Annotated in this window: 19 protein-coding genes; 10 read left to right on the top strand and 9 right to left on the bottom strand. The window is 70.1% G+C overall.

Annotated elements, in window-relative coordinates:
* Positions 1–93: 93 nt before the first annotated feature.
* Entirely contained in the window at positions 94–1,071 is a 978-nt protein-coding gene (locus YU1_RS0100550; RefSeq protein WP_029002411.1) for a bile acid:sodium symporter family protein, read from the bottom strand.
* 244 nt (positions 1,072–1,315) lie between these two features.
* Here YU1_RS0100550 and thrC point away from each other — a divergent pair, with 244 nt between their 5' ends.
* The 3 genes from thrC (at position 1,316) to YU1_RS27240 (ending at position 4,851) form a co-directional block, all read left to right on the top strand.
* A complete protein-coding gene (gene thrC / locus YU1_RS0100545; RefSeq protein WP_029002410.1) occupies positions 1,316–2,728 on the top strand; it encodes a threonine synthase in 1,413 nt (470 codons plus the stop codon).
* Positions 2,725–4,005: a M16 family metallopeptidase gene (locus tag YU1_RS0100540; protein WP_029002409.1), complete on the top strand. Its 1,281-nt coding sequence runs from the start codon at positions 2,725–2,727 to the stop codon at positions 4,003–4,005. The genes thrC and YU1_RS0100540 overlap by 4 nt, the downstream gene beginning before the upstream one ends.
* A 180-nt stretch (positions 4,006–4,185) precedes the next feature.
* Complete coding sequence (locus YU1_RS27240; RefSeq protein ID WP_084539557.1) at positions 4,186–4,851, top strand: GNAT family N-acetyltransferase; 666 nt, start codon at positions 4,186–4,188, stop codon at positions 4,849–4,851.
* A gap of 27 nt (positions 4,852–4,878) precedes the next feature.
* On the opposite strand, the gene YU1_RS27235 is transcribed toward YU1_RS27240, so the two are convergent.
* On the bottom strand, positions 4,879–5,442 hold the full coding sequence (locus tag YU1_RS27235; RefSeq protein ID WP_035713116.1) for an HXXEE domain-containing protein: 564 nt from the start codon (positions 5,440–5,442) through the stop codon (positions 4,879–4,881).
* A gap of 478 nt (positions 5,443–5,920) precedes the next feature.
* Between YU1_RS27235 and YU1_RS0100525 the strand changes: the two genes are divergently transcribed.
* Both YU1_RS0100525 and YU1_RS27230 read left to right on the top strand, forming a co-directional pair.
* Positions 5,921–6,856, top strand: coding sequence for a helix-turn-helix transcriptional regulator (locus tag YU1_RS0100525; protein WP_029002408.1), 936 nt, complete (start codon positions 5,921–5,923; stop codon positions 6,854–6,856).
* Positions 6,857–7,013: 157 nt separating this feature from the next.
* Positions 7,014–9,266, top strand: a complete 2,253-nt coding sequence (locus tag YU1_RS27230) for a TonB-dependent siderophore receptor (protein ID WP_051356318.1) — start codon at positions 7,014–7,016, stop codon at positions 9,264–9,266.
* A gap of 85 nt (positions 9,267–9,351) precedes the next feature.
* Here YU1_RS27230 and YU1_RS0100515 read toward each other — a convergent pair whose 3' ends face one another.
* Complete coding sequence (locus YU1_RS0100515) at positions 9,352–11,274, bottom strand: AsmA family protein (RefSeq protein ID WP_029002407.1); 1,923 nt, start codon at positions 11,272–11,274, stop codon at positions 9,352–9,354.
* Between the two features lie 353 nt (positions 11,275–11,627).
* Here YU1_RS0100515 and YU1_RS0100510 point away from each other — a divergent pair, with 353 nt between their 5' ends.
* Positions 11,628–13,592: an acetoacetate--CoA ligase gene (locus tag YU1_RS0100510; protein ID WP_029002406.1), complete on the top strand. Its 1,965-nt coding sequence runs from the start codon at positions 11,628–11,630 to the stop codon at positions 13,590–13,592.
* 54 nt (positions 13,593–13,646) lie between these two features.
* Here YU1_RS0100510 and YU1_RS27225 read toward each other — a convergent pair whose 3' ends face one another.
* The 6 genes from YU1_RS27225 to YU1_RS34670 all read right to left on the bottom strand — a co-directional run bounded on the left by YU1_RS27225 (position 13,647) and on the right by YU1_RS34670 (position 20,307).
* Positions 13,647–15,374 carry an ABC transporter permease gene (locus tag YU1_RS27225; protein WP_035713111.1) on the bottom strand — a complete coding sequence of 576 codons (1,728 nt, stop codon included), beginning with the start codon at positions 15,372–15,374 and terminating at the stop codon, positions 13,647–13,649.
* Between the two features lie 22 nt (positions 15,375–15,396).
* On the bottom strand, positions 15,397–16,437 hold the full coding sequence (locus tag YU1_RS0100500; RefSeq protein WP_035713108.1) for an extracellular solute-binding protein: 1,041 nt from the start codon (positions 16,435–16,437) through the stop codon (positions 15,397–15,399).
* Positions 16,438–16,637: 200 nt separating this feature from the next.
* Positions 16,638–17,120, bottom strand: a complete 483-nt coding sequence (gene bfr / locus YU1_RS0100495) for a bacterioferritin (protein WP_029002404.1) — start codon at positions 17,118–17,120, stop codon at positions 16,638–16,640.
* 139 nt (positions 17,121–17,259) lie between these two features.
* Positions 17,260–17,499, bottom strand: coding sequence for a (2Fe-2S)-binding protein (locus tag YU1_RS0100490; RefSeq protein ID WP_029002403.1), 240 nt, complete (start codon positions 17,497–17,499; stop codon positions 17,260–17,262).
* Between the two features lie 239 nt (positions 17,500–17,738).
* Positions 17,739–20,078, bottom strand: coding sequence for a PAS domain-containing protein (locus YU1_RS0100485; RefSeq protein WP_029002402.1), 2,340 nt, complete (start codon positions 20,076–20,078; stop codon positions 17,739–17,741).
* A gap of 103 nt (positions 20,079–20,181) precedes the next feature.
* The gene (locus YU1_RS34670; protein WP_280790679.1) at positions 20,182–20,307 is read right to left on the bottom strand and encodes a hypothetical protein; all 126 of its coding nucleotides are present in this window, start codon (positions 20,305–20,307) and stop codon (positions 20,182–20,184) included.
* A gap of 81 nt (positions 20,308–20,388) precedes the next feature.
* On the opposite strand from YU1_RS34670, the gene YU1_RS27220 reads away from it, so the two are divergent.
* The 4 genes from YU1_RS27220 to waaC all read left to right on the top strand — a co-directional run bounded on the left by YU1_RS27220 (position 20,389) and on the right by waaC (position 23,925).
* A complete protein-coding gene (locus YU1_RS27220; protein ID WP_051356317.1) occupies positions 20,389–20,952 on the top strand; it encodes a phasin family protein in 564 nt (187 codons plus the stop codon).
* A gap of 239 nt (positions 20,953–21,191) precedes the next feature.
* Positions 21,192–21,647, top strand: coding sequence for a phasin (locus YU1_RS27215; protein WP_035713106.1), 456 nt, complete (start codon positions 21,192–21,194; stop codon positions 21,645–21,647).
* Between the two features lie 186 nt (positions 21,648–21,833).
* Entirely contained in the window at positions 21,834–22,856 is a 1,023-nt protein-coding gene (gene waaF / locus YU1_RS0100470) for a lipopolysaccharide heptosyltransferase II (RefSeq protein ID WP_029002401.1), read from the top strand.
* 28 nt (positions 22,857–22,884) lie between these two features.
* The gene (gene waaC / locus YU1_RS0100465; RefSeq protein WP_029002400.1) at positions 22,885–23,925 is read left to right on the top strand and encodes a lipopolysaccharide heptosyltransferase I; all 1,041 of its coding nucleotides are present in this window, start codon (positions 22,885–22,887) and stop codon (positions 23,923–23,925) included.
* Positions 23,926–23,942: the final 17 nt, after the last annotated feature.

Genomic DNA, 23,942 nt, shown 5'->3' with positions numbered 1-23,942 from the left:
CTCTCGTTAAAGCCAGCGCTCTAACAGATTGCCGCCCGCGCGCATAGGTGCCGCCGAACACCGAGCCCTGCGCCCCGGTCATGGGGCGGACGCCTATGCAGACGTCGTCTTCGCCCGGCGGTGGATGCGGCTGGCGATGGGCCGCAGCAGGTAGGGCAGCAGATAGATGGGGAATTGCGCCAGCCCCACATAGAGCCAGCTGCCGTCCGGGATCACCCCGCCGGCGGCGGCGATCAGCACCAGCATGTTCCGGTGCCCGGCGGAAAAGCCGATCATCAGCGCCTGGCCCGCGTCGGTGACCGAACGGAACAGCAGAGCGGTCACCGCCAGGGCGCCGAAGGACAGGCCGAAGGCGAGGGCGGCGATGGCCAGGACGAGGCCGGGCTGAGCCAGGAAATGCGCGGTAACGCCGTCCATGAAGGCGACGGCGAGGATCAGCAGCAGGATCACGTTGATGCCGTCCAGCGGCCCCTGCCAGCGGCCGATGCGCGCCGGGCCGGCCACCCGCCGCAGGGCGAAGCCCAGGCCGGCGGTGCCGGCCAGCACCAGGCCGAGCCGCAACGCCAGGGACAGGGGATCGAGCGTCAGCGCCATGCCGCTGAAGGTGGCGACCACCATGGGCGCGGTCAGCGGCGTCACCAGCATGGCGGCGACCATCAGCAGCAGGCTGACCGCCGGGTCGAACCCCATCAGAGCGGCGAAGGCCGGCGCCGACATGATCGGCGGCGCGGCCACCTGGAGCACCAGCGCCAGCAGGATGTCCGGGTCCGCCGGCGGCACTACGTAGGCGATGGCAAGGCCGAGCAGCACCGGCAGCGCCCCCATGATCCACACCAGCGCCATGAGGGCGAGGCCGACGTGCCGCCCCGCCCGCAGCCGGGCGAGGTCGGTGCGCATGAAGGAGATCACCAGCATGATGAACACGCCGGGCATCAGCAGCGGCTTGGCCAGCGCCGCCAGAGGCGGGACGGCGAGGCCGATGAACACGCTGCCGGCGATGATCAGCGTGCCCCGCCGGCCGAGGGCGGCGAGGGCGCGGCTGAGGGCCTGGAGGGGGGAGAAGGAGGGCATGCGACTCGCGGGGCGGCGGTGAGTGGGCATCCATGGCCCGCCCTGCGCCGGGCGGCAACGGCGGGCGCCGCATGGCCCCCGCGCCGCCCATGCCCGGAACGGGGGGCGCGGCGTCGCTGGCGTCCGGCGCCGTTGCGGGATAAGACGCCGCATTCGTCCGCCGCGTCGTCTTTTGTCGGGCGCGCGCCCGGATTACCCTGCACGCAGCGAACATCCCGCCGACCGGCGCCTGAGTGAGGTCCCTTTGCGTTACGTCTCCACCCGGGGCGAGGCCCCGCCGCTGTCCTTCGCCGATGCGCTCCTGGCCGGGCTGGCCCGCGACGGCGGGCTCTATGTGCCGGAAACCTGGCCGACCCTGTCGGCTGGGGAGATCGCGGGCCTCGCGGGCAAATCCTATGCGGACGTGGCGCGGGCGGTGATCACGCCGTTCGTCGGCGACGCGCTGCCGCGGGCGGCGCTCGATGTGATGATCACCGACGCCTACAAGGCCTTCCGCCACCCGGCCACCGTGCCGCTGACCCAGGTGGCGCCCAACCGCTTCCTGCTGGAGCTGTTCCACGGCCCCACCCTGGCGTTCAAGGACGTCGCCATGCAATTGCTGGCGCGGCTGATGGACCATGTGCTCGCCGCCCGCAACGCCCGCGCCACCATCGTCGGCGCCACCTCGGGCGATACCGGCAGCGCGGCGATCGAGGCGTTCCGCCACACCGACGCGGTGGACGTGTTCATCCTCTATCCGCACAACCGCGTCTCCGAGGTGCAGCGCCGCCAGATGACCACGGTGGGCGGGGCCAATGTCCACGCCATCGCGGTGGAAGGCACGTTCGACGACTGCCAGGCCCATGTGAAGGCCATGTTCAACCACGCCGCCTTCCGCGACCGGCTGGCGCTGGCGGGGGTGAATTCCATCAACTGGGCCCGCATCGTCGCCCAGGTGGTGTATTATTTCTATGCCGCCGTGGCGCTGGGCGGGCCGCACCGCGAGGTGTCCTTCGTGGTGCCCACCGGCAATTTCGGCGACATCTTCGCCGGCTGGGTGGCCAAGCGCATGGGCCTGCCGATCAAGGACCTGACCATCGCCACCAACGTCAACGACATCCTCGCCCGCACCCTGGAGACCGGGCGCTATGAGGTGAAGGGCGTGCTGCCCTCCTCTTCGCCGTCCATGGACATCCAGGTGTCGTCCAATTTCGAGCGCCTGCTGTTCGAGGCGGTGGACCGCGACGCCGCCGTCGTGCGCCAGCTCATGGCCTCGCTCGGCCAGTCCGGCGCCTTCACCTTGCCGCGCGAGGCGCTGGCCGCCATCGCCGGCGAGTTCTCCGCCGACCGGGCCGACGAGCCGGCCACCGCCGCCACCATCGCCCGGCTCTACCGCGAGGCCGGCTATGTCGCCGACCCGCACACCGCCGTCGCGCTCGCCGTGGCGGAGAAGATCGAGCATGCCCGCGCGGTGCCGCAGGTGGTGCTGTCCACCGCCCATCCGGCCAAGTTCCCCGACGCGGTGGAGGCCGCCACCGGCAAGCGCCCGGCGCTGCCGGCGCACATGGCGGACCTGTTCGGCCGCAAGGAGCGCGTCACCGTGCTGCCCAACGACCTGTCGGCCATCGAGGGCTTCATCGCCGCGCATGCCCGCATCGCCTCGGGAGCCGCCGCATGAGCACGATCGTCGGCGGCGTGAAGCTGACCACGCTGGAGAACGGCATCACCGTCATCTCCGACGCCATGCCGCATCTCGGCACGGTGTCGCTGGGCATCTGGGTGGGCGCCGGCGCCCGCGACGAGGGCGAGAGCGAGCACGGCATCTCCCATCTCCTGGAGCACATGGCCTTCAAGGGCACGCGCCGCCGCTCGGCGCGGCGCATCGCCGAGGAAATCGAGCAGGTGGGCGGCGACATCAACGCCGCCACCTCGGTGGAGCAGACCTCCTACAATGTGCGGGTGCTGGGCGAGGACCTCGGCCTGGGCATCGATATCCTGTCCGACATCCTGACCGAGCCGGCCTTCGCCCCGGACGAGCTGGCGCGCGAGAAGAACGTGATCGTGCAGGAGATCGGCGCGGTCATGGACACGCCGGACGACCTGGTGTTCGACCTGTTCCAGGAACGCGCCTTCCCCGACCAGGCCATGGGCCGCTCCATCCTCGGCACGCCGGACACGGTGCGCAGCTTCGATCCGGCGGGCCTCGGCGCCTATCTGGGGCGCACCTATCGCGGCCCGCGCATGGTGGTGTCCGCCGCCGGCGCCGTGGACCACGAGCGCCTCGTCGCCGAGGCCGCCCAGCGGCTCGGCAGCATCGGCCACGAGCCCAAGCCCGAGGCGCCCGCCGCCCGCTACGGCGGCGGCACGGTGCTGACCCCGCGCGACCTGGAGCAGGTGCATGTCGTGCTGGGGCTGGAAGGACGTTCCTTCAAGCATCCGCAGTATCACGCCCTCCAGGTGCTCTCGAACATCCTGGGCGGGGGCATGTCCTCGCGCCTGTTCCAGGAGGTGCGGGAAGAACGCGGGCTCTGCTATTCGATCTATTCCTTCCACTGGTCCTATGTGGATACCGGCCTGTTCGCCATCTATGCCGGCACCGATACCGGCGACGTGGGCGAATTGAGCAACGTGGTCATCGACCAGGTGCTGGCGGCGGGCGACACCATCACCGAGACCGAGCTTGCCCGCGCCAAGGCGCAGATGAAGGTCGGCCTGCTGGCGGCGCTGGAGAGTTCCGGCGCGCGCGCCGACCAGCTCGCCCGGCAGATCCTGGCCTTCGGCCGGGTGATCCCGGTGGAGGAGATCGTCGCCAAGGTGGAGGCGGTGACGGTGGAGGCGGTGCAGCAGGCGGCGCGCGACCTCGTGGCCGGCGGGCGCCCGACGCTCTCGGCCATCGGCCCCGGCGGCGGGCTGGACCCGGCGGCCCGCGCGGTGGAGCGCCTCGCGCGGCCGTGACGGGGCCTTGCCGGCCCTTGCCGGGTGCCTCGGTGCGCCGTTCGGCGCATCGCCGGCGCCGTGCCGCAGTGGCACGGCGTTGCGGCACGGCGTTGCGGCATTTGAGGTGCGGCCGAATCCGGCTCTAGAATAGGGACGCTCGGGCCTCACCGGAGGCAGGGGCGGGGATCGCGTCGGATCATGTGGTTGTTCAAGTCGGTATTCGCGCCGGACCAGCTCCCTGCGATCGCGGGAGAGGGCGTGTACCTGCGCGTGCCGCAGGCGGCCGATTATCAGGCCTGGCGGGATCTCAGGGCGGAAAGCCGCGCCTTCCTGACGCCCTGGGAGCCGGTGTGGCCCGCCGACGATCTGTCGCGCGCCTCCTATCGCCGCCGCATGCGCCGCTATGCCCGCGACATGATGGCGGACGAGGCCTATCCGCTGTTCCTGTTCCGCAGCTACGACCATGCCCTGGTGGGCGGGCTCACCTTGTCCAACATCCGGCGCGGCGTCTGCCAGGCGGCGAGCCTGGGCTATTGGATGGGCGAGCGCTATGCCGGGCACGGCCATATGAGCGCCGGCGTCGCCGCCATGCTGCCGCTGGCCTATGACGTGCTGCACCTGCGGCGGATCGAGGCCGCCTGCATGGTCAACAACCGGCCGTCCATCCGCCTGCTGGAGCGCCTCGGCTTCGTGCGCGAGGGCTATGCCCGGCAGTATCTGTGCATCAACGGCCTGTGGGAGGACCATCTGCTGTTCGCCCGGCTGCGCACCGACCAGGCGCGGCCGCGCCGCGCCGCCGCCGGCAGCGGCGAAGATGCCGACCCGTTCGCCGAGCCCGGCACGGCGGCGCGCTTCGCGCCTTGAGGCGAGGTCGGCCTCCGGGTCCGGGACTCAGGCCGAGAGGCGGCGCTTGTTGGTGACCACATAGCCGATGATGGCAATGTGCAGGACAATGGCGGCGGCAAGGCCGATGGCTTGAAATCCCCATCCGCCATGGCCGCTGGCGGTGACCTGCCAGAGCCCGGCGAGGCCGGCGGGCAGCATCAGCACGATGGCCGTCACCAGCCCCGGATTGTAGCGCCGGCCGGCGATGGCGGCCGCCACATGCACCACCCCATTGACCAGCATGCCGTAGATGCCGATGAGGCCGAGCCCGAGGTCCACCGTGGCGGCGAGCCAGATGGACACGAGGTTGAACAGCCACACGCCGCCGATATTGATGACGAAGACGGCGGGGACCGGCAACACGTTGCGGCCGCCGCCCATGTTTTCGTTCACGAACCGGCGGAAGCGGTCGTCGTCATGCTCCTCATACTGGTGGAGCATGTAGACCGGCAGTTGCAGCATCACCAGCAGCAGCGGCAGGCTGGCGCCCACCAGCGGCAGCAGCGCCAGCAGGACGAAGCCGGCAAGGAAGCCGCCATAGACCCAGTTCGTCATCAGTCGCGCGAGCATGCCGGCGTCCCCCTGCCTTGCGTCCGTCCGGAAAGGTACGCATGTCCGGCGTGCCGCGACAACTGGCGTGCGGCGGAAGCTTGCGTCGGGCTCGCGCGGCCCATCCGCTTGGCGCACGCAGAATCCTCTCCCGCGTGCGGGGAGGGCAGGGTGGGGGCCGAAGCGCAGCTTCGGAAGTGCCGGGCGATGTCCTGCGTGGGCGGGCATGCCGCGTCCGCCCGCCCTCGCCGCTGGCGCGGCGCCCCCACCCCAGCCCTCCCCCACGGTGTGGGAGAGGGAGTTCGCGCGCGCCTGCGGGGGAGGCGCGCGCCATCCGTCCGGCGCGCGGCAGAACCTTCATCCCGCATGGGTTTGCCGCTGTTTAGAAAGTATACAAAAATATCAGGCAATGGACATTGCGGTGCAATGAAGCCAAAGTCCGCCTGGTCAGCGTAAGAGGCTGACGCGGAACCTGTATAGTCTGGATGAATTCCAAAACATGTCTGCCGATGTCCGGAAGGGTGACAGCGGGAACGCGGAGGAGGCCTGGGACGGCCTGGGCATGCTGAGCGCCGGCGCGCCCATCTTCGAACGGGACCATACGACCTATCTCGGCGGCCGGATGATCCTGTCGTCGGGCGAAGCGGTGTTCGACCAGCCCCGGCGCGTGGACGCGCCGCTGAAGCAGGGGTTGACCGTGGCGCTGACCCTGTCCGGCGCCCTGACCTACCGCATCGACGACCGCCCGCCGGTGGTGGTGCGCACACCCAGCGTCTCGCTCATCGTCGCGGCGGCGGCGCACCGGCGCGAGCAGGTGTTCGAGGCCGCCAACCGCATCTGCTACCTCATGGTCCATCTCGATCCCTCGCTGATCGAGGAAACCTTCGGCATGGATTTCGCCGACCTGGTCGCGGCCACCGAGGCCGTCGCCGGCATGCCCAATCCCAATTTCCTCAGCCGGACGCCGGACCGCGCGGTGCGCGGGGTCGCCTCCAAGCTGATGACCAGCCCCATCGAGGGCTTCGCCCGCCCGGTCTATCGCATGGGCAAGGCGTTCGAACTGGTGGCCGCAGCGCTGGAGCAGCACATGCCGGGGGTGACGCGGCCCCGGCCCGCGCGCTCCATCGCCGAGGCCGAGCAGATCCGCGCGGCGCGGGCCATCCTGATCGAGGAATACAGTTCGCCGCCGAGCCTTGCCGCGCTCGCCGCGCGCGTGGGGCTGAACGAGCGCAAGCTGAATACCGGCTTCCGGCAATTGTTCGGCCTGACCGTCTATGCGTTCATCCTGGAGCATCGGTTGCAACGGGCGCACCAGATGCTCGCCTCCGGCGAAATCAGCGTTTCCGAAGTCGCCTATCGCGTCGGCTACGGCCCGGCGCATTTCGCCACCGTATTCCGCAAGCGCTTCGGCTTCTCGCCGCGCGAGCTACGCTGAGTTTTCTTTCGAAAAGTTATGATCTAATCCAAAAAACCAATACCGGATCGCGAAAGTCGGTTTCGTTGTAGGGAGAGATTGACTCTCTTATTGCTCGGACACTCCGGCGGACATTGGTGGAAATGCCTCCGTCGATCCCTCACGAACGGGTGTCCCGGTGCGCGCCTCAACCTGCCTTTCCAGTTCGATCATCGCCCTTGCGTTCCTCTCCCTCGGGGCTCCGGCCCGCGCGGAGACGGCGGCCAAGCCCAGCACGGAGGGCAGCATCCCGCTCGATACCGTGGACGTGAACGCCGACGGCAGCCCGGCCGACCAGGGCTTCGTGGCGCGCCAGGCGCGGGCCGGCACCAAGACCGAGGCGCCGCTGGCCCAGACGCCGCTCGCGGTCTCCGTCGTCACCCGCGAGCAGATGGACAACCAGGGCGCCCAGACGGTGCAGGAGGCGCTGCATTACGAGGTCGGCGTCGTCTCCGACGCGCGCCCCGGCAACCGCTACGACACCGTGTTCATCCGCGGCTTCGGCGGCTTCGGCGGCAATGCCAACTATATCCAGTATTGGGACGGGCTGCGCATCTTCAAGGGCCTGAACTATGCGGTGCCGGGCCTCGATCCCTATCTGCTGGAGCGCATCGACGTGGCGCGCGGGCCGGTGTCCTCGGTCTATGGCCAGGGCAGCCCGGGCGGGGCCATCGACATCATCAGCAAGTGGCCGGACATCGCCGCCAAGAACGAGGTGTTCGCCACCATCGGCAATCACGGCACGGCGGAGACCGGGGTGGACCTGAACGGCCGCCTGAACGCGGACGGCTCGCTGCTCTACCGCTTCGTCGGCGTCGGCCGGCTGGACGGCACGGACGTGGACGCGCCGGACAGCAAGCGCGTGGTGGTGGCGCCGATGATCGCCTGGCAGCCGAACGAGAGCACCAGGCTGCGGGTCCAGCTCACCTATGAGAACGACCCGTCGAGCTATTATTCCATGTGGCTGCCGGCGCTCGGCACGCTCCAGGTCAATCCCAGCGGCCAGATCCCGCGCGACTTCTACGCCAACAACCCGTCCTTCGGCGGCTTCACCCGCGAGCAGACGACGCTGGCCTACCAGTTCGAGCACAGCATCGACAACGTTTGGACGGTGCGGCAGAACTTCCGCTACATCTGGCTGGACACCGATTTCGAGGCACTCTCGGTACCGGCCAGCGGCAGCGCCTGGGCGGCGGCGTCCGCCTGCGGCGGCTATTCCTACCGCTGCCTCGCCCTCTCGGCGTCGCGCTATGTGGAGAGCGTGAGCGGCGGCGCGCTGGACAATCAGGCGATCGCCAAATTCTCCACCGGCCCGCTCGACCACAAGCTGCTGCTGGGCGCGGACCTGCAACGCTACGACGCCTCCTCGCTCTACGGCACCGGGGCGACCTCCTATGTGAACGTGCAGGCGCCGGTGTGGTCGGTGGTGGCCTCGCCCAGCCTCAACACCCAGCAGGACGCCTCGCGCATGCAGGTGGGCGGCTACGCGCAGGACCAGATCAATTACGGCGACTGGCATGCGCTGCTGGGGGTGCGCGAGGACTATGTGCACTCGGAGACCACCACCACGGCGCTCACCAGCCGGACCCAGACCAGCTTCACCAATGACGACAGCGCCTTCACCTATCGCGCCGGGCTGCTCTACCAGTTCAGGAACGGCATCGCGCCCTACGTGAGCTATGCTACCTCGTTCGATCCGGCCATGGGCACGGGCTATGGCGGCACGCCGTTCCTGCCCACCACCGGCCAGTCGTTCGAGGCCGGCGTGAAGTACCAGCCGACCCTGTTCAACGGGCTGTTCACGGTGTCCTATTTCGACATCACCCAGCAGAACGTGCTGACCACCGACACCCAGCACACCAGCACCAATACGGCGGTCACGCTGTGCAGCGCCGCCACCTGCCAGACCCAGACCGGCGAGATCAATTCGCGCGGCATCGAGGTGTCCGGCAAGGCCGAGATCCTGCCCAAGATGAACCTGACCCTGGCTTATGCCTACACCGACGCGGAAGTGACCAAGAGCAACGTCAGCGGCGTGCAGGGCAAGGTTCCGGTCGGCGTGCCGCAGAATGCCGCCTCGGCCTGGCTCGACTACACCTGGGTCAACGGCTGGGCCAAGGGCGTGACACTGGGCGGCGGCGCGCGCTATGTGGGCGAGACCTATGGCGACCAGACCAATACGGCGGCCATGGTGGTGCCCGAGCGGGTGCTGTTCGACGCGGCGGTGCATTACGACTTCGGCGGCACGCCGGGCAAGGGCGACGGCTGGCGCGCCTCGGTCACCGCCACCAACCTGACCGACAAGTATTACGTCTCCGCCTGCGCCTCCGCGAACCAGTGCTTCGTGGGCACCGGCCGCACCGTGCTCGGGACGCTCGCCTATCACTGGTGAGCGCTCCCGCCGGGTCCTCCGCCGACGCACGAAAGCCGCCGCAGCACCCTGCGGCGGCTTTGCTTCATCCCGGCGCCGCGTGGCGTCAGTTGGCCTTGGAGCCGGTGGGGACGATGGGATTGGCCGGCAGCAGCGGGCTCGGCTTGGCGATCTGCTCGATCACCGAGCGCACGGCGGCATCGCCGCCGCGGCTGCGCACCGCCTCCAGCAGCGGCTGCGCCGCGCCGGAACGGCGGATCAGGCTCTGGGCGTCGGGCATGACATAGGCATTGTCCCACGCCCCCTGGACGATGAAGGGCAGGGCGAAGGGCGCGGCCTGGGCGGCGGCGTTGGCCGGCACGAGGCTCGCCTCGCCCTTGAGGTCGAGGTCGCGGTGGACCACCGAGACCGAGCCGCCGAGGGTGAGCTTGACCTGCTTGCCTTCCACATTGGCGCCGTCGATGACGGCGATGCCGTTGTCGATGCGCGCCTTGGCCTTCAGCGTGGTGAAGGCGGTGCGCCCGCCGCGCAGGTCGCCGCCGCCGGACAGGGGGCGCTGCTCGATGTGCCGCAGCGCCTGCGCGACATCGAGCCCGACGATGGCGCCGCCGGTGCCGGTGACCGCCACGTCGCCGCTCAGCGACTGGGCGAGGCCGTAGATGCTGCTGCCCTGGCCGGCGAGGCTGGCCTGGATGGTACCGGTGCCGTCGAGCCGGCGCACGTCGGCGATGTCCGACAGCGCGCGGTCGAGGGCGACGTCGGTGCCCTCCATCTCCATGCGCATGAGGAAGCCGTCCGCCGCGTGCTCCGCCGGCATCAGGGTCAGGGAGGCGCGCAGCAGGCCGCCCCAGGCCGCCGCCTCGCCGATGGACATGTCGAGCCGGCCGCCGCGCAGCACCACGGTGCTGGCCACCCGCTCGAACACGCTTTCGTCGGCGCGGATGCTGGTGGCGGACAGGCGCAGGTCGAGGTCCGCCTTGCGCAGCGGCGAGACGTCGAGGCGCTTGTGGTCCCAGTCGTGCCCGCCGCTGGCGGTCAGCGACAGCCGGCCGTAGGGGGTGATGTTCAGCGCGTCGGCGGCGAAGGTGCCCTCCACCAGCGGGCGGGCGCCGTCGAGCTTCACCGTCAGCCCGCCCTCGCTGCGATTGCCGTCCATCTCCACATATGCGGGGGTGAGGGCGATCTCCTTGGCATGGGCGGAGAGATGGGCGCCGAAGGAGAAGCGGCCGAAGCCGCCGGTGGTGGGGGTGGGCTGGCGGACCCAGTCCATGAGGCCGCGCAGGTCCGGGGTCTCCAGCGACAGGTCGCCCTCGGCCACCGGGCTCGGCCCCGAGGCGGCGGAGCCACGGAACTTCACGAACGAGCCGCCGGAGGAGAGGTCGAGCCGGGTGTCGCTGTCCATGCCGTTGAGAAAGGCCTGGGCATCGGCGATGACGAGGCGGCCGCTGGCGGCGGTCTCCCGCCAGGTGAAATCGGCCGAGGCGCTGATCCCCTTGCCGCCGGAGGCATGGTCCAGCCGGGCATCGATGCCGCTGACCAGTTCCTGCGTCAGGCCGGTCCCGTCGCGCCAGGCGATGGTGCCGTTCTGGATGCGCAGCGCCGGCGTCCCCGGCGCGCTAATGAACGGGGCGAGCGACAGGTGCGGCACCGCCACCGGCCCGGACACGGTGAGGATCGGCCGCTCCAGCGTCACGCTCGCCACGTCGGCGCGGCCGACCAGCAGCGGCAGCAGCCGCAGCCGGGCGGTGATGCGCTCGGCGTCCAGCGCGGCGCTGCCCGGCATGGCGAGCTCGACGCGATCGAGCAGGATGCGCGGGTAGGGCAGGAGCGAGAACCGGCTGTCGCCGACGATGCGGACCTCGCGCCCGGAACTGAGGGCCAGCGCGTCCGTGGCGGCACGGCGCACCTCGCCCTGCGGCACCAGCGCCGGCGCGACCGCGAGCGCGATCAGGCACAGCCCAGCGAGGGCGCCGGCGGAGGCGGCTGCCGCGAGCGCGAGGCGCCGTGCGGTGGGGCGAAGGATCACCACGTCGGTCCGAACAATCCTGTTGGCGGGAGGGCTCGAGCGCCGCGGTCGCGGAACGCGACGCCTGCGTTGGCCCTGCCCGAGGTCGCCGCGACAATCGGCGGGGTCTGTGTCGCTTTCATGGCTGTCCAAAGCCTGACAGGAAACGGGTGAAGGGCTATGACACGGGTCGGCAACAGGGCTAGTTTCAGCGTCCGCCGGAAGGCCGCCTCGGGCGGCCGCCGGTGGAGAGACGGGTCCGCCTGGATTGACAAGGTCCGGACGGTGAATTCGTCTCTAACGGTATGATAGAGACCGCTTTACCGTCCGGCTTGCGACTCAGGCCTGAGGGGAGAGGCGCTCCACGGGAGGAAGCAATGACCGACACCGCCGTTCACCCGCTATGGCAGCCCAGCGCCGAGCGCATCGCCCGCAGCCACGTAACGCGGCTGATCGGCGAGGTGAATAGCCGATTCGGGACGACGCTCGCCAATTATGCCGATCTGCACGCCTGGTCGGTGAGCCATCTGGCCGAATTCTGGGATCTGGTCTGGGAGAGTTGCGCCGTCATCGGCGAGAAGGGCACCACCCATCTCGTGGACGGCGACAAGATGCCGGGTGCCCGCTTCTTCCCCGACGCCCGGCTGAACTTCGCCGAGAACCTGCTGCGCAAGCGCGGTCCGCAAGAGGCGCTGGTGTTCCGCGGCGAGGACAAGCTGGAGACCCGCCTGTCCTATGACGATCTCCATGCTTTGGTCTCGCGCCTCCAGCAGGCGCTGAAGGCCGAGGGCGTGGGCGTGGGCGACCGGGTGGCGGCGATGATGCCGAACATGCCCGAGACCATCGCCATCATGCTGGCGGCGACCTCGCTCGGCGCCATCTTCTCCTCCTGCTCGCCGGACTTCGGCGAGCGCGGCGTGCTGGACCGCTTCGGCCAGATCGAGCCGAAGGTGTTCTTCGCCTGCGACGGCTATTGGTACAACGGCAAGAAGGTCTCCATCGCCGACAAGCTCCGCGAGATCGCCCAGCACCTGACCACGCCCTCGAAACTGGTGGTGGTGCCGTATCTGGGCGAGGCGGACGCCGTGGCGGAAAAACTCGGCCGGGGCGTCGCGCTCCCGGCCTTCCTGGCGCCGTTCACGGCGAAGGAGGTCACGTTCGAGCGGCTGCCGTTCAACCACCCGATCTATATCCTGTTCTCCTCCGGCACCACGGGCGTGCCGAAGTGCATCGTCCATGGCGCGGGCGGCACGCTGCTCCAGCACCTGAAGGAGCATCGTTACCAGTGCGATCTCTCCGCCGGCGACAGGCTGTTCTACTTCACCACCTGCGGCTGGATGATGTGGAACTGGCTGGTGTCGGGCCTCGCCAGCGAGCTCACCCTGTTCCTGTTCGACGGCTCGCCCTTCGCGCCCAGCCCCAAGGTGCTGTTCGACTATGCCGAGAAGGAACGCTTCACGGTGTTCGGCACCTCTGCCAAATATATCGATTCCCTCCATAAGGAGGGCCTGAGGCCGGTGGACACGCACGACCTCTCGGCGCTGCGGCTGATCACCTCCACCGGCTCGCCGCTGGCGCCGGAATCGTTCGAATACGTCTATTCCTCCATCAAGCCGGACGTGCACCTCGCCTCCATCTCGGGCGGCACGGACATCGTCTCCTGCTTCGTGCTGGGCGATCCCACCGCGCCGGTGTGGAAGGGCGAGATCCAGGCGCCGGGCCTCGGCATGGCGATGGACGTGTGGTCGGAGGAGGGCAAGCCGATCCGGCTGGAGCGCGGCGAACTGGTCTGCGTCAAGCCGTTCCCGTCCATGCCGGTGATGTTCTGGAACGACCCCGAGGGCGCCAAGTACCACGCGGCCTATTTCGAGCGCTTCCCCAACGTGTGGTGCCATGGCGACTTCGCCATGTGGACCGAGCACGGCGGCCTCGTCATCCTCGGCCGCTCCGACGCCACCCTGAACCCGCAGGGCGTGCGCATCGGCACGGCGGAGATCTACGCCCAGGTGGAGCAGATCGCCGAGGTGATGGAATCGGTGGCCATCGGCCAGGACTGGGACAATGACGTGCGCGTGGTGCTGTTCGTGCGGCTGCGCGAGGGCACGACGCTGGACGAGGACCTGACCAAGCGCATCAAGGCGCAAATCCGCACCGGCGCCAGCCCGCGCCACGTGCCGGCCAAGGTGGTGCAGGTGACGGACATTCCCCGCACCCGCTCCGGCAAGATCACCGAGCTGGCGGTGCGCGACGTGGTGCACGGCCGCCCGGTGAAGAATACCGAGGCGCTCTCCAACCCGGAAGCGCTGGACCAGTATCGCGAACTGCCGGTGCTCCAGGACTGAGCCGATCGCCGGACCACGGGCCGCCGGTCGTCCGCGACCGGCGGCGCAGCCGGATCAGTCGCTGACGGCCGATCCGCCGCCGGGAGAGCCGCGGGAGCCGGCCGGGCGCGTGGCGATCCGTGACACACGGGCCAGCAGGATCACCGGCAGCAGGCCCACCAGCACGATGAGCAGCGCGGCCAGGGCCCCGTCCTCATAGGTGCTGCGCGCCGCCTCCGCATAGATGTGCGTGGACAGCGTCTCCACCCCCAGCGGCCGCAGCAGCAGGGTGGCGGGCAGTTCCTTCATGCCGTCCACGAACACGATCAGCGCGGCGGTGGCCAGCGCCGGCCGCAGCAGCGGCAGGTGGATGCGCTGCACCATGGCCGGGCGCGTGCAACCGAGATTGCGCGCCGCCATGTCCAGATGGGCCGACATCTTGGCATAGCCCGCCTCCACCCCGCCGATGGGGATGGTGAGGAAGCGGATGGCATAGGCGATCACCAGCGCGCCGCCGGAGCCTGAGATCAGCAGCCCGGTGGAGAGGCCGGCGAACTGCCGGGCGAACTGGTCCACCACATTGTCGAAGGCGGCGAGCGGGGTCAGGAGGCCAATGGCCAGCACGGTGCCGGGCACCGCATAGCCGAGGCTGGCGATCCGGGCGAAGGCGGTACCGAGCCGGCTGCGGTCGAGCCTCTGGGCCACCGCCACCGCCAGCCCGAGGCCGAGGGCGACCGCCGTTCCGGCCAGCGCGAGCGCGGCGCTGTTGCGCGCCTCGCGCAGGATGCCGAGCGAAATGCCTGAGAATTCAATGCGCTGGATGGCGGCGTTGAGAAGATGGAGCAGCGGCACGCCGAAGCCCAGCAGCACCGGGACGGCGCACAGCACGACGGCCCCCAGCGCCGCCGGGCCGGTGAGGCGGGCGGGCGCCTGCGGCCGCGCCGAGCCGGTGGCCACGTAGCGCCGGCTGCGCCGGGCGGCGCGTTCCGCCACGATGAGGACGAGCACCAGCGCCAGCATGACCAGGGCGATCTGCGCCGCGCCGGGCAGGTTCGAGCGGTTCACCCAGGTGGTGTAGATGGAAACGGTGAGGGTGCGCATGCCGAGGAATTCGGAGGCGCCGATATCGCCCAGCGTCTCCAGCAGCGCCAGCGTGACCCCGGCGACGATGGCCGGCCGGGCCAGCGGCATGGCGATGCGCACGAAGGTGCGCAGCCGACCGGCGCCGAGCGTGCGCGCCACCTCCAGCGCCGCCGCCGACTGCACCAGGAAGCTCGCCCGGGCGGAGAGGTAGACGTAAGGATAGAGCACCACGCTGAGCACGAAGATGCAGCCGCCGGTGGAGCGCAGGTCCGGCAGGTGCAGGCCGCGCGGGCTGGAGATGCCGAGCAGGAAGCGCAGCGCGCCCTGCACCGGGCCGAGCGGATGCAGCACGTCGAGATAGCAATAGGCGACGATGTAGCTCGGCACTGCCAGCGGCAGCAGCAGCGCCCATTCGAACAGGCCGCGGCCGGGAAAGCTGCAGGTGGCCACCAGCCAGGCGCAGGGCACGGCGATGAGCGTGGTGACGAGCCCGACCCCCAGCAGCAGGGCGAGGGTCTGCTGGAGGGCCACCGGCAGCACGTTCTCGATCAGGTGCGGCCACAGGTCGCCCGAGCCCTGGGCGGAGATCTCCCCCAAGGCCAGGACAGGCAGCAGCACCAGCAGCGCGACGGCGCCCGAGACGGCGAGCAGCAGCCCGCCGCGCCGGGGGAGCCAGCGGGCGCGGCGGCTGTGCGTGGGCCTCAGGGCAAAGTCTGTCACGCGCGGGCTCGGTTGTGCCGGCTCAGTTGTCGAAGCCGACCTTGTCCATCAGCTCGCTGGCCTTCTTGCGGGCCTTGGCGATGTCCACCAGCGAGACCGGATCCACCTTGAGCGGCCCCAGTTCGGCGATGATGGGATCGATCTCGGCCCCGGCGAGCACCGGATATTCCATGTTCTGCTTGGCGTAGACCGCCTGCATCTGCGGCGAGACGGCGAATTCCAGCAGCTTGACCGCATTGGCCTTGTTGGGCGCGTTGCGGGCCACGGCGGCGCCGGAGACGTTCACATGGGTGCCGCCGCCCTCGAAGGTGGGCAGCACCACGTTGATGGCCTCGCCCCACTTCTTCTGCTCGGGGCCGCCGGCGCCGGAGCGCATGAGGCCGACATAATAGGAATTGCCCACCGCCACGTCGCAGATGCCGCCGAGGATGTCGCGGGCGCCCTCGCGGTCGCCGCCGGTGGCCTTGCGGGCGAGATTGGACTTCAGGCCGCGCAGCCAGGCTTCGGTCTTGGCTTCGCCATAGTGGACAATATAGGCGGCGGTCAGGCCGATATTGTAGGGATGCTGGCCCGAGCGGATGCAGACCTTGCCCTTCCACTTGGGATCGGCCAGTTCCTCATAGGTGAAGCTGGCCGGCTTCGGCAGGTCCTTGGCCTCATAGACCAGGCGGGCGCGCATGGAGAGGGCGAACCAGTTGCCGGCGGGGTCGCGCAGGTTGGCCGGAATGGCGGCGGACAGCACCGGGCTGTCCACCGGCTGGGTGACGCCGGCATCGACCACGTCGAGCAGGTTGCCCACGTCCACGGTCATCAGCAGGTCGGCGGGGGAGGCGGCGCCTTCCGCCTTCACGCGCTCGGCCAGGCCGTCCTTCACGAACACGCTGTTGACGGCGATGCCGGTGGCCTTGGTGAAGGCCTCGAACAAAGGCGCGGCCAGGGCCGGCTCACGGGTGGTGTAGACGTTCACCACCTGCTGGGCGGACGCGCCGCCCGCCAGAAGCGTCGCGGCGCAGGCCGCCAGAAGCAGCGATCGGCTCACCCGCTGGCCCAGAGAACGCGGCATGTCCTGCCTCCCCTTCACGTTGTCCCACCTGCCGCGTGTCCGGCATGTCTGGTGCCGTAGCGAGAGCCGGCCGGAGCGTCAACGAAAGAGGCTGTGATCTCAATATGTTGGAACAAGTCCAAACAGCGCGTTCCGGGCTCTGGAACGCAAAAGGCCCGGCGGTGCCGGGCCTTCGCAGCGATTGGGAACCGCGGACGGGATCAGTGCTCGTCCAGTTCGCCGATATGGTGCTGGGCGTAGAGCTGGAGGCCGAGCTTGTCCACGAGGTCGAGCTGGGTCTCAAGGAAGTCGATATGGCCTTCCTCGTCGGTCATCAGTTCCTCGAACAGGTCGCGGCTCGGGAAGTCCTTCACCGAGTGGCAATAGGCGGCGGCTTCCTGGTAGAGCGCGCGGGCCTCCTGCTCGGCGGCGAGATCCGCTTCGAGAATTTCCTTCACGTCCTGGCCGATGCGCAGCGGGTCCAGCACCTGGAGGTTCGGGAAGCCGTCGAGGAACAGGATGCGGTCGACGAACTTGTCGGCGTGCACCATCTCCTCGATGGATTCGGCGCGCCACTTCTTGGCGAGGTCCTTGTAGCCCCAGTTGTCCAGCATGCGGTAGTGCAGCCAGTACTGGTTGATCGCGGTGAGCTCCGACCGCAGGCCGCGGTTCAGATACTCGATGACCTTCTGATCGCCCTTCATGTGGGTCTCCCTGGGGCAGCCAAACGCCGCCATGCACAAAACCTGGAAAGATAATTAGACTAGTTCCAAACTAGTCGCAACGGCTTGACGCTGAGGAAGTCCCTTGGGCGGCGGGGCGTTCCACAGGGGGGAGGGGCCGCTATTCGGCGGCGAGCATGCGGGTGGAGAGGCTGGCGGCGGGGCAGACGGTGGGGCATTCCGCGCAGGAATGCGCCTGCACCTCGTCCAGTATGGCGCGGATGGTGCGGGCGCATCGGCCGCATTGGGGCGAGCATCCGAGGCAGCGATAGACCTGGCCCGGCGACGTCACGCCCGCCGTCGATGCGCAGGCATCGCGGACCTGGGTGTCGGAGAAGACGTTGCACGAGCAGACAATCATGACACGACCCGGTGATCGCTAGATTAGATCGCTTCTAAAAAGCCGATTACTGTACATTTTTCGCAGATGCTGCCCACCGGCGTCAATGGCATGTGCTTCCCATATGGTGCCGGAACCGGCGTTTTTGCAGAAAACACCGCTCTTTTTATCTGTTCTATTGTGCTGCGCGTTTGACGTCGCTCAATACACTGGCGGCATCCGTTGAGCGGCCGTGCGGGCCGGCCCGGAGCGCGGCGTGATCAGCGGGGCAGGACGATCTGCGCCAGCATGCCCACGTCGACGCCGCGCTTCAGCGTGAACACGGCGCCCTGGGCGCGGGCGAGGGCGGCGAGGCGGGCCATGCGGAACGGCCGGCCGGCGCGGGAGAAGCGGTCGGAGACCGGCGCCGGCGCGGCGGGATCGAGCGCCTGGGCGATCTCCTCCTCGCTCAGCGCGGCGCCGCCGTCGCGGATCTGGATCATCACCGCGTCGCGCGCCGCGTCCTCGTCCAGGGTGACGATGACCTGTCCGTCCACCGGGGTCGCCGCCAGGGCGTCCTCCAGCAGCAGCCGCAGGATGCGCGCCAGCGCCGCCTCGCCGCAGCGGCCGGAGACGTCCTGCGGCAGGGCCGAGCGCAGCAGGATGCGGCGGCGGCGGGCGGCGTCGGCCGCATGGGCGAGCGCCGCCTCGATCACCGGCGTCAGCACCAGCGGAGCCGGGCTCGCCGCGGGCGGCAGCGCCAGTTCGTCGAGATCCTCCAGCGTCTCCAGCAGGGCCTTGCCGGCGGCGGCCGCGTCGGCCTGCTGGTGGTAGCGCCGGTTGCCCACCGGCCCGAAGACGTTGCGCTGCACGCTCTCCACGAAGGCCAGCAGCACCGTGAGCGGGTCGCGGATGTCGTGCGAGAGGCGGCGGGCGAGGCCGTCCTGCCGCGCCGGATCGGCGGCCGGGGCGGCGTGCCGTTCCGCCGGCTCCGCCGCCGGGCGCATGATGAGGCAGAACCGCGTCCGCGCGTCGCCGGTGGCGGCGAGCATCGCGTCCACGTGATGCCGGCCGCCGAGGCGGTGGCGCAGGGTGAGGGTGGCCTGTTGCGGGCCGTCCCCCTCCGCCGCCGCGCGGTCCAGCATGGCGACCGCCTCCACGTGGCTGTCCTGCGTCAGCAGCAGCGTGAAGGGCTCGTCCGCCATCTCCTCGGCCGAGAAGCCGGCGTAGTCGGTGGCGGCGAGATTGGCGGTCTCCACCATGCCGTTGCGGTCGAGCAGCAGGATGGGGAAGGGAATGAGGTCCAGCGTCTGCTGGCGGGCCGCCGCGCGCTCGCGCTGGCGCGCGCCGGGGTCGGCCTCGGCGGCCGGCGCCGCGCCCGGCGGGGTGAGCGGCCCGGCCGCATGGCCGTTGGCGCCGCCCTCGAACAGGCGGATCACATGCACCAGGGCCGGCCGGCCGTTCCAGGGCGAGGAGACGAGGCGGACCTCCACCGGAAGCCGGTCGCCATGCAGCGATTCAAGGTCCAGGCCGCCGGTGCGGGCATCGCGCACGAGGCGCGGGGCAAGCCCGCCGGAGGCGATGAACTCGGCGGTGTCCCGGGCTCCGAGCCAGCCCAGCAGCGTGCGGTTCGCCCGCACGGTCGCGCCGCCCTGCTGCACCACGATGCCGATCGGCAGGCGGTCGAGCAGATGCTCCTCGCCGTCGGCGCCCATCGGCCCGGCGTCGGGCGCCGTGTCGGCCGGCGGCAGGCGCGCCTCGTCGGCGGGCGCGGGCATGGGCGTGGCGCCATCCGTCTCGGCGGGGGCCGCCAGGGCGGGTTTCGGCCATTCCTCGATGGCTTCCGTCAGGGTGCGGGCGATCTCGTGGAACGCCGAGCGCTCGCGGGCGGTCAGGGCGCCGCCGCGCAGCGGCACGACATTGAACGGCTTGGCTTCCTCGGGCGCGGCTTCCAGGCCGGCGGGCGGCGGGCGCTGCGGCTTGTCCTCCGCCGCGCCCCACAGCAGGCCGAAGCCGCGCGTGCCGCGCCGCCGCCGGGCGGCATCGAGCAAGGGCACGCCGCCGAACTCCAGGCGCCGCGGCGGATGGCCGCCGGACAGCAGGTCGAGCCCGAAGAAGCTGCCGCCGCTGCGCAGCGCCGCCAGCATGGGCGCGCCGTCCGCCAGCAGCCCGGCCTCGGTCAGCTCGTCGAAATCCCGGCCCAGCCACTGGTCGGGGGCGCTTTCGAGCGCCTCGGCCAGCGGCGGCGACAGCCGGGTCAGTCGCCCGGCCTCGTCGGCGGCCCAGGTGAAACGCAGCGAGCGGCCCTCGGCGCGGGCCGCCGCCGGCTGGGTCACGACGGGCAGGCGGGTGAGGCCGGGCAGCGAGCGGGCGGGATTGGCGCCGGAGGCGAGGGCGAGCGGGTCGGCGAACAGCACCACCTGGCCGGCCGGCACGTGCACGGCGATGCAGGCGAACGCCTTGGGCATGAGGCTGAACGGCAGCCGCACCCGTTCCAGGCGCGGGGCGCGGCGCAGCGACATCCCGACGCGCTTGGCGACGATCTTGACGCCCAGCGGAGCGGAACCGCCGGCCTCGATGCCGAGGGCGGTGCACGCGGGGGTTGCGGCGACGACCGTCATGTCCCCCAATTCCACCAGGAACGACGGAAGATCCTCCCGTCGCAACGGCGCAAAAAGCGCCTCCTGGTGAGGCGGCATCCGGTGCGTGGGCGCGCTCATATCCTCATGACGGGCTGAAGCTGGCGATGGGGCGGGAATCGGGGTGTGAGACCGCAATTTCTGCACGCCCAAATTGCCGCCCAAAGATTAACATGGCGCCAATCGCATCGCTGTCGTCGAAATGTTTCATCTTGCGATCCATAGGCCAAACCGGCCTAAAATCCCAATGGGGGGCAACTTTAGCGCCCTCCCTGCCCGAGGAGTAACCAGCATGACGCCGAAATTCGGTCCCGATCTGGAGTTGCCCGCGGAGTTGAGGGCCATTGCGGAAAAGAACGTCGCCCAGGCCCGCCAGGCATTCGACACGCTGTTCGACACTGCCCGCGAGGCGGTGGGCGAATCCGAGGGGCGCCTGGAGGAGGTGCGCTCGGGCCTGCGCGGCCTGCGCCAGAAGACGCTCGGCCTGGTCGAATCCAACTTCAACGCCAGCTTCGAATTCCTCAACAAGCTGGTCCAGGCCAAGAGCCCGCAGGAAGTGCTGACGTTGCAGACCGAGTTCCTCTCCCGCCAGATGCAGGCGGTGACGGAGCAGGCCACGGCGCTCGGCAGCGACGCGCGCTCGCTGGGCGAGACCACGGTGCGCAGCCTGGACGAGCATGCCCGCGCCCTCGCCGACCGGGTGAAGGCGCTCGGCGCTTTGGCGGCGCAGCAAGCCCACTCCACCGCCGCCGACGTGAAGTCCGCCGGCGAGGCGGCCAGCCGCGACGTGCAGGCGACCACCGAGCAGGCGGCGCAGAACGTGGAGAACACGTTCGATCCCAACCGCACCTATTGAACCGCACCTGCTGATCGCCGCCTGACAAAGAATTGCGCCGCGCCTGAGGCTTTGCTTTGTGCGGCGCAAAATTTTTTTGCACTTTTCGTTGCAGTGCGTTACATTGTGGACAAGTCAGTGGTGAGGCGGCTCCGCATAAGGGAGCTGCGGTGCAGGCGGTCCGTGCGCGGCGTGGCTGAGATGCCTCGTGAAACACGAGACCTCATCAAAATTTCAACGCCAGCGCTCCGAGGAAACCCATGTCCGACCCGTTCAAAGCGTTTCAGGACCAGTTCGCCAGCGCCACCAGCGCCTTCTCGTCCGGGGAAATGCCGGCCGCCTTCCGCGAAATGGCGGAAAAGGGCGTGCAGAGCTACCGCGGCAATTTCGAGAAGCTGAAGGAAGCTGCCGAGCAGACCTCCGACCTGCTCGAAGGCACCTATGCAACCGCCACCAAGGGCGTTGCCGAGTACAATCTCAAGTCGCTGGAAATCCTGCGCACGAACGTGAACACGGCGTTCGACTTCTTCGCCACCGTGCTGTCGGCCAAAACCCCGGCCGAGGCCGTGGAACTGTCCTCGACCCACCTGCGCAGCCAGTTCGAGACCCTGTCCGAGCAGGCCAAGGAACTCTCCACCCTGGCGCAGAAGATCGCCACCGAGAGCTCCGAGCCGATCAAGAACGGCGTCGAGAAGACCTTCCGCACCGCGGCCTGAGCCGCAGCGCGCATCCAGGATCCAAGGGCGCCGGCAGCGGCGCCCTTTTTATTTGCCCCGGCCCCGGCTTGACGGCCAGGGCGCCGCTTGCGAAGACCCAGGCTCCGCGCCACCTCAAGGCGCATGGTCCCGCCGCGTCCGGGGCCGATGCTCGGATGTTCGGCCGAGCGCGCCAGCGAGTGCTCCATGCGTGCCATCGGAACCTATTCCCCCATCCTGATCGTCGGCCCGTCCTGGGTGGGCGACATGGTGATGGCGGCAAGTCTCGTGGCGAGCCTGCGGGCACGCGATCCCAACCGTCCCATCGATGTGATGGCGCCACCCGCCGCCTTGCCCGTCGCCCGCCTCATCCCCGGCGTGCGGCGCACGATTCCCCTCGGCCTCGGCCATGGCGAGCTGGGGCTGCTGTCGCGCTGGCGCGCCGGGCGGCAGTTGCGCGAGGAGGGCTACGGCAAGGCCATCATCCTGCCGCGTGCCTTCAAGGCCGCCATCCCGCCGTTCGCCGCCCGCATTCCCGAGCGTGTGGGCTATGCCGCCGAAGGCCGCAGCATCCTGCTCACCGATGCCCGCTCCGACGCGCAGCGCAAGACCGCGCGCACCATCGACCGCTTCGTCGCCTTGGGATCACCCGTTGGCGAGGCGGCGGTGTCCGGGCGTCCGGTGCTGGAACTGCCCGAGGCCGAGCGGCAGGCGATCCGCGAGAAATTCCCGCTGCCGGGGGAGGGGCCGGTGATGGCGCTGTGCCCCGGCGCCGAATACGGCCCCGCCAAGCGCTGGCCGGCGGCCAAGTTCGCGCTGCTGGCCGCCCAGGCCCATGCCGCCGGCTACCGGCTTCGCGTGCTCGGCGGCCCCAAGGACGCGCCGCTGGCGCAGGAGATCGTGGCCCGGGCCGGCGTGCCGGTGGAAGATCTGGTGGGCCGCACCTCGCTGGTGGAGGCGGCGGGCGTGCTGGCCGCCAGCGACGTGGTGATCTCCAACGATTCCGGCCTGATGCACGTGGCCGGCGCGCTCGACCGGCCGCTGGTGGTGCTCTACGGCTCCTCGTCCGAGAAGATGACGCCGCCCACCGGGCCGCATTCGGTGGCCATTTCGCACGACCTGCCCTGCCGCCCCTGCTTCAAGCGGGAATGCCCGCTCGGCACGCTCGCCTGCTTCGAGGCGATCGCACCGCAGGAGGTGCTCGCCGCCGCCATCGCGGTGCAGGGATGACGGGGCGCGCGGGCCGGGGCATCGCCCGATGAAGGTGCTGGTGGTCAAGCTGTCGTCGCTGGGCGACGTGGTGCACACCTTTCCCGCCATCACCGACGCCGCGCGCGCCGTTCCCGGCCTCGTCCTGGACTGGGCGGTGGAAGACGCCTTCGTGCCGCTGGTGAAGCTGCATCCGGCGGTGCGCCGGGCCATTCCGGTGCCGCTGCGGCGGCTGAAGAAACGGCCGCTGGCGGCGCTGCGGGGCGGCGAGGCGCAGGCGGTGCGCGCCGCGCTCCGGGCCGAGGCCTATGACGTGGTGATCGATGCCCAGGGGCTGATGAAGAGCGCCGCCGTGGGCCTGTTCGCCAAAGGCCGCCGCCACGGCTTCGACCGGGCCACGGCGCGCGAGGGGCTGGCGAGCCTGACCTATGCCACCGGCCACCATCTGCCCGAGACCGAGCACATGGCGGCGCGCATCCGCAAACTGTTCGCCGCCGCGCTGGGCTACAGCCTGGACGGCCTGCCGGAGGCGGCCGGGCTCGATCCCGGCCCGCTGGCGCCGGGCGCGGCGCCCTATTGGATCTTCCTGCACGGCACCACCTGGCCGACCAAGACCTGGACCGTCGGCCGCTGGCGCGACCTCGCCGTCCGGGCCGGCAGGGCCGGGCGCCGGGTGCTGGTGTTCGCCCAGGGCGCGGCGGAGGAGGCGCGCGCCGCCGCCATCGCCGCCGACCTGCCGCAGGTGGAGCGCATGCCGCCTTTGCCGCTCGACCGCATCGCCCCGCTGATCGCCGGCGCCGAGGCGGTGGTCAGCGTGGATACCGGGCTCGGGCATCTGGCCGCAGCCTTGGGCGTGCCCACCGTCGGCCTCTACGGGCCCACCAACCCGCGCCTCACCGGCCTGTTCGGCCCCAAGGTGGTGGAATTGAAGTCCATGCGCGGCTGCGCGCCGTGCGAGCGCGCGCGCTGCCGCATCGCGCCCGAGACGGTGGAGGGGCCGCCCTGCCTGGCCGATTTCAGCGCCCGCGACATCTGGCGCGCGGTAAGCCTGGTGCGCCTCGGCCATGCGGACGCCATGGACAAGATGTGAGCCGGGATGGATAAGGG

Source organism: Azorhizobium doebereinerae UFLA1-100 (assembly GCF_000473085.1).
GTDB lineage: Bacteria > Pseudomonadota > Alphaproteobacteria > Rhizobiales > Xanthobacteraceae > Azorhizobium > Azorhizobium doebereinerae.
This window is presented reverse-complemented; position numbering and strand designations above follow the sequence as displayed.

Excerpts from the sequence above, each read along its gene's own strand:
- YU1_RS0100550 (WP_029002411.1), bottom strand. The coding sequence starts at position 1,071 with ATGCCCTCCTTCTCCCCCCTCCAGGCCCTCAGCCGCGCCCTCGCCGCC.
- YU1_RS0100540 (WP_029002409.1), top strand. The coding sequence starts at position 2,725 with ATGAGCACGATCGTCGGCGGCGTGAAGCTGACCACGCTGGAGAACGGC.
- YU1_RS27240 (WP_084539557.1), top strand. The coding sequence starts at position 4,186 with ATGTGGTTGTTCAAGTCGGTATTCGCGCCGGACCAGCTCCCTGCGATC.
- YU1_RS27235 (WP_035713116.1), bottom strand. The coding sequence starts at position 5,442 with ATGCTCGCGCGACTGATGACGAACTGGGTCTATGGCGGCTTCCTTGCC.
- YU1_RS0100525 (WP_029002408.1), top strand. The coding sequence starts at position 5,921 with ATGTCTGCCGATGTCCGGAAGGGTGACAGCGGGAACGCGGAGGAGGCC.
- YU1_RS0100510 (WP_029002406.1), top strand. The coding sequence starts at position 11,628 with ATGACCGACACCGCCGTTCACCCGCTATGGCAGCCCAGCGCCGAGCGC.
- YU1_RS0100500 (WP_035713108.1), bottom strand. The coding sequence starts at position 16,437 with ATGCCGCGTTCTCTGGGCCAGCGGGTGAGCCGATCGCTGCTTCTGGCG.
- bfr (WP_029002404.1), bottom strand. The coding sequence starts at position 17,120 with ATGAAGGGCGATCAGAAGGTCATCGAGTATCTGAACCGCGGCCTGCGG.
- YU1_RS0100490 (WP_029002403.1), bottom strand. The coding sequence starts at position 17,499 with ATGATTGTCTGCTCGTGCAACGTCTTCTCCGACACCCAGGTCCGCGAT.
- YU1_RS0100485 (WP_029002402.1), bottom strand. The coding sequence starts at position 20,078 with ATGACGGTCGTCGCCGCAACCCCCGCGTGCACCGCCCTCGGCATCGAG.
- YU1_RS34670 (WP_280790679.1), bottom strand. The coding sequence starts at position 20,307 with ATGAAACATTTCGACGACAGCGATGCGATTGGCGCCATGTTAATCTTT.
- YU1_RS27220 (WP_051356317.1), top strand. The coding sequence starts at position 20,389 with ATGACGCCGAAATTCGGTCCCGATCTGGAGTTGCCCGCGGAGTTGAGG.
- YU1_RS27215 (WP_035713106.1), top strand. The coding sequence starts at position 21,192 with ATGTCCGACCCGTTCAAAGCGTTTCAGGACCAGTTCGCCAGCGCCACC.
- waaF (WP_029002401.1), top strand. The coding sequence starts at position 21,834 with ATGCGTGCCATCGGAACCTATTCCCCCATCCTGATCGTCGGCCCGTCC.
- waaC (WP_029002400.1), top strand. The coding sequence starts at position 22,885 with ATGAAGGTGCTGGTGGTCAAGCTGTCGTCGCTGGGCGACGTGGTGCAC.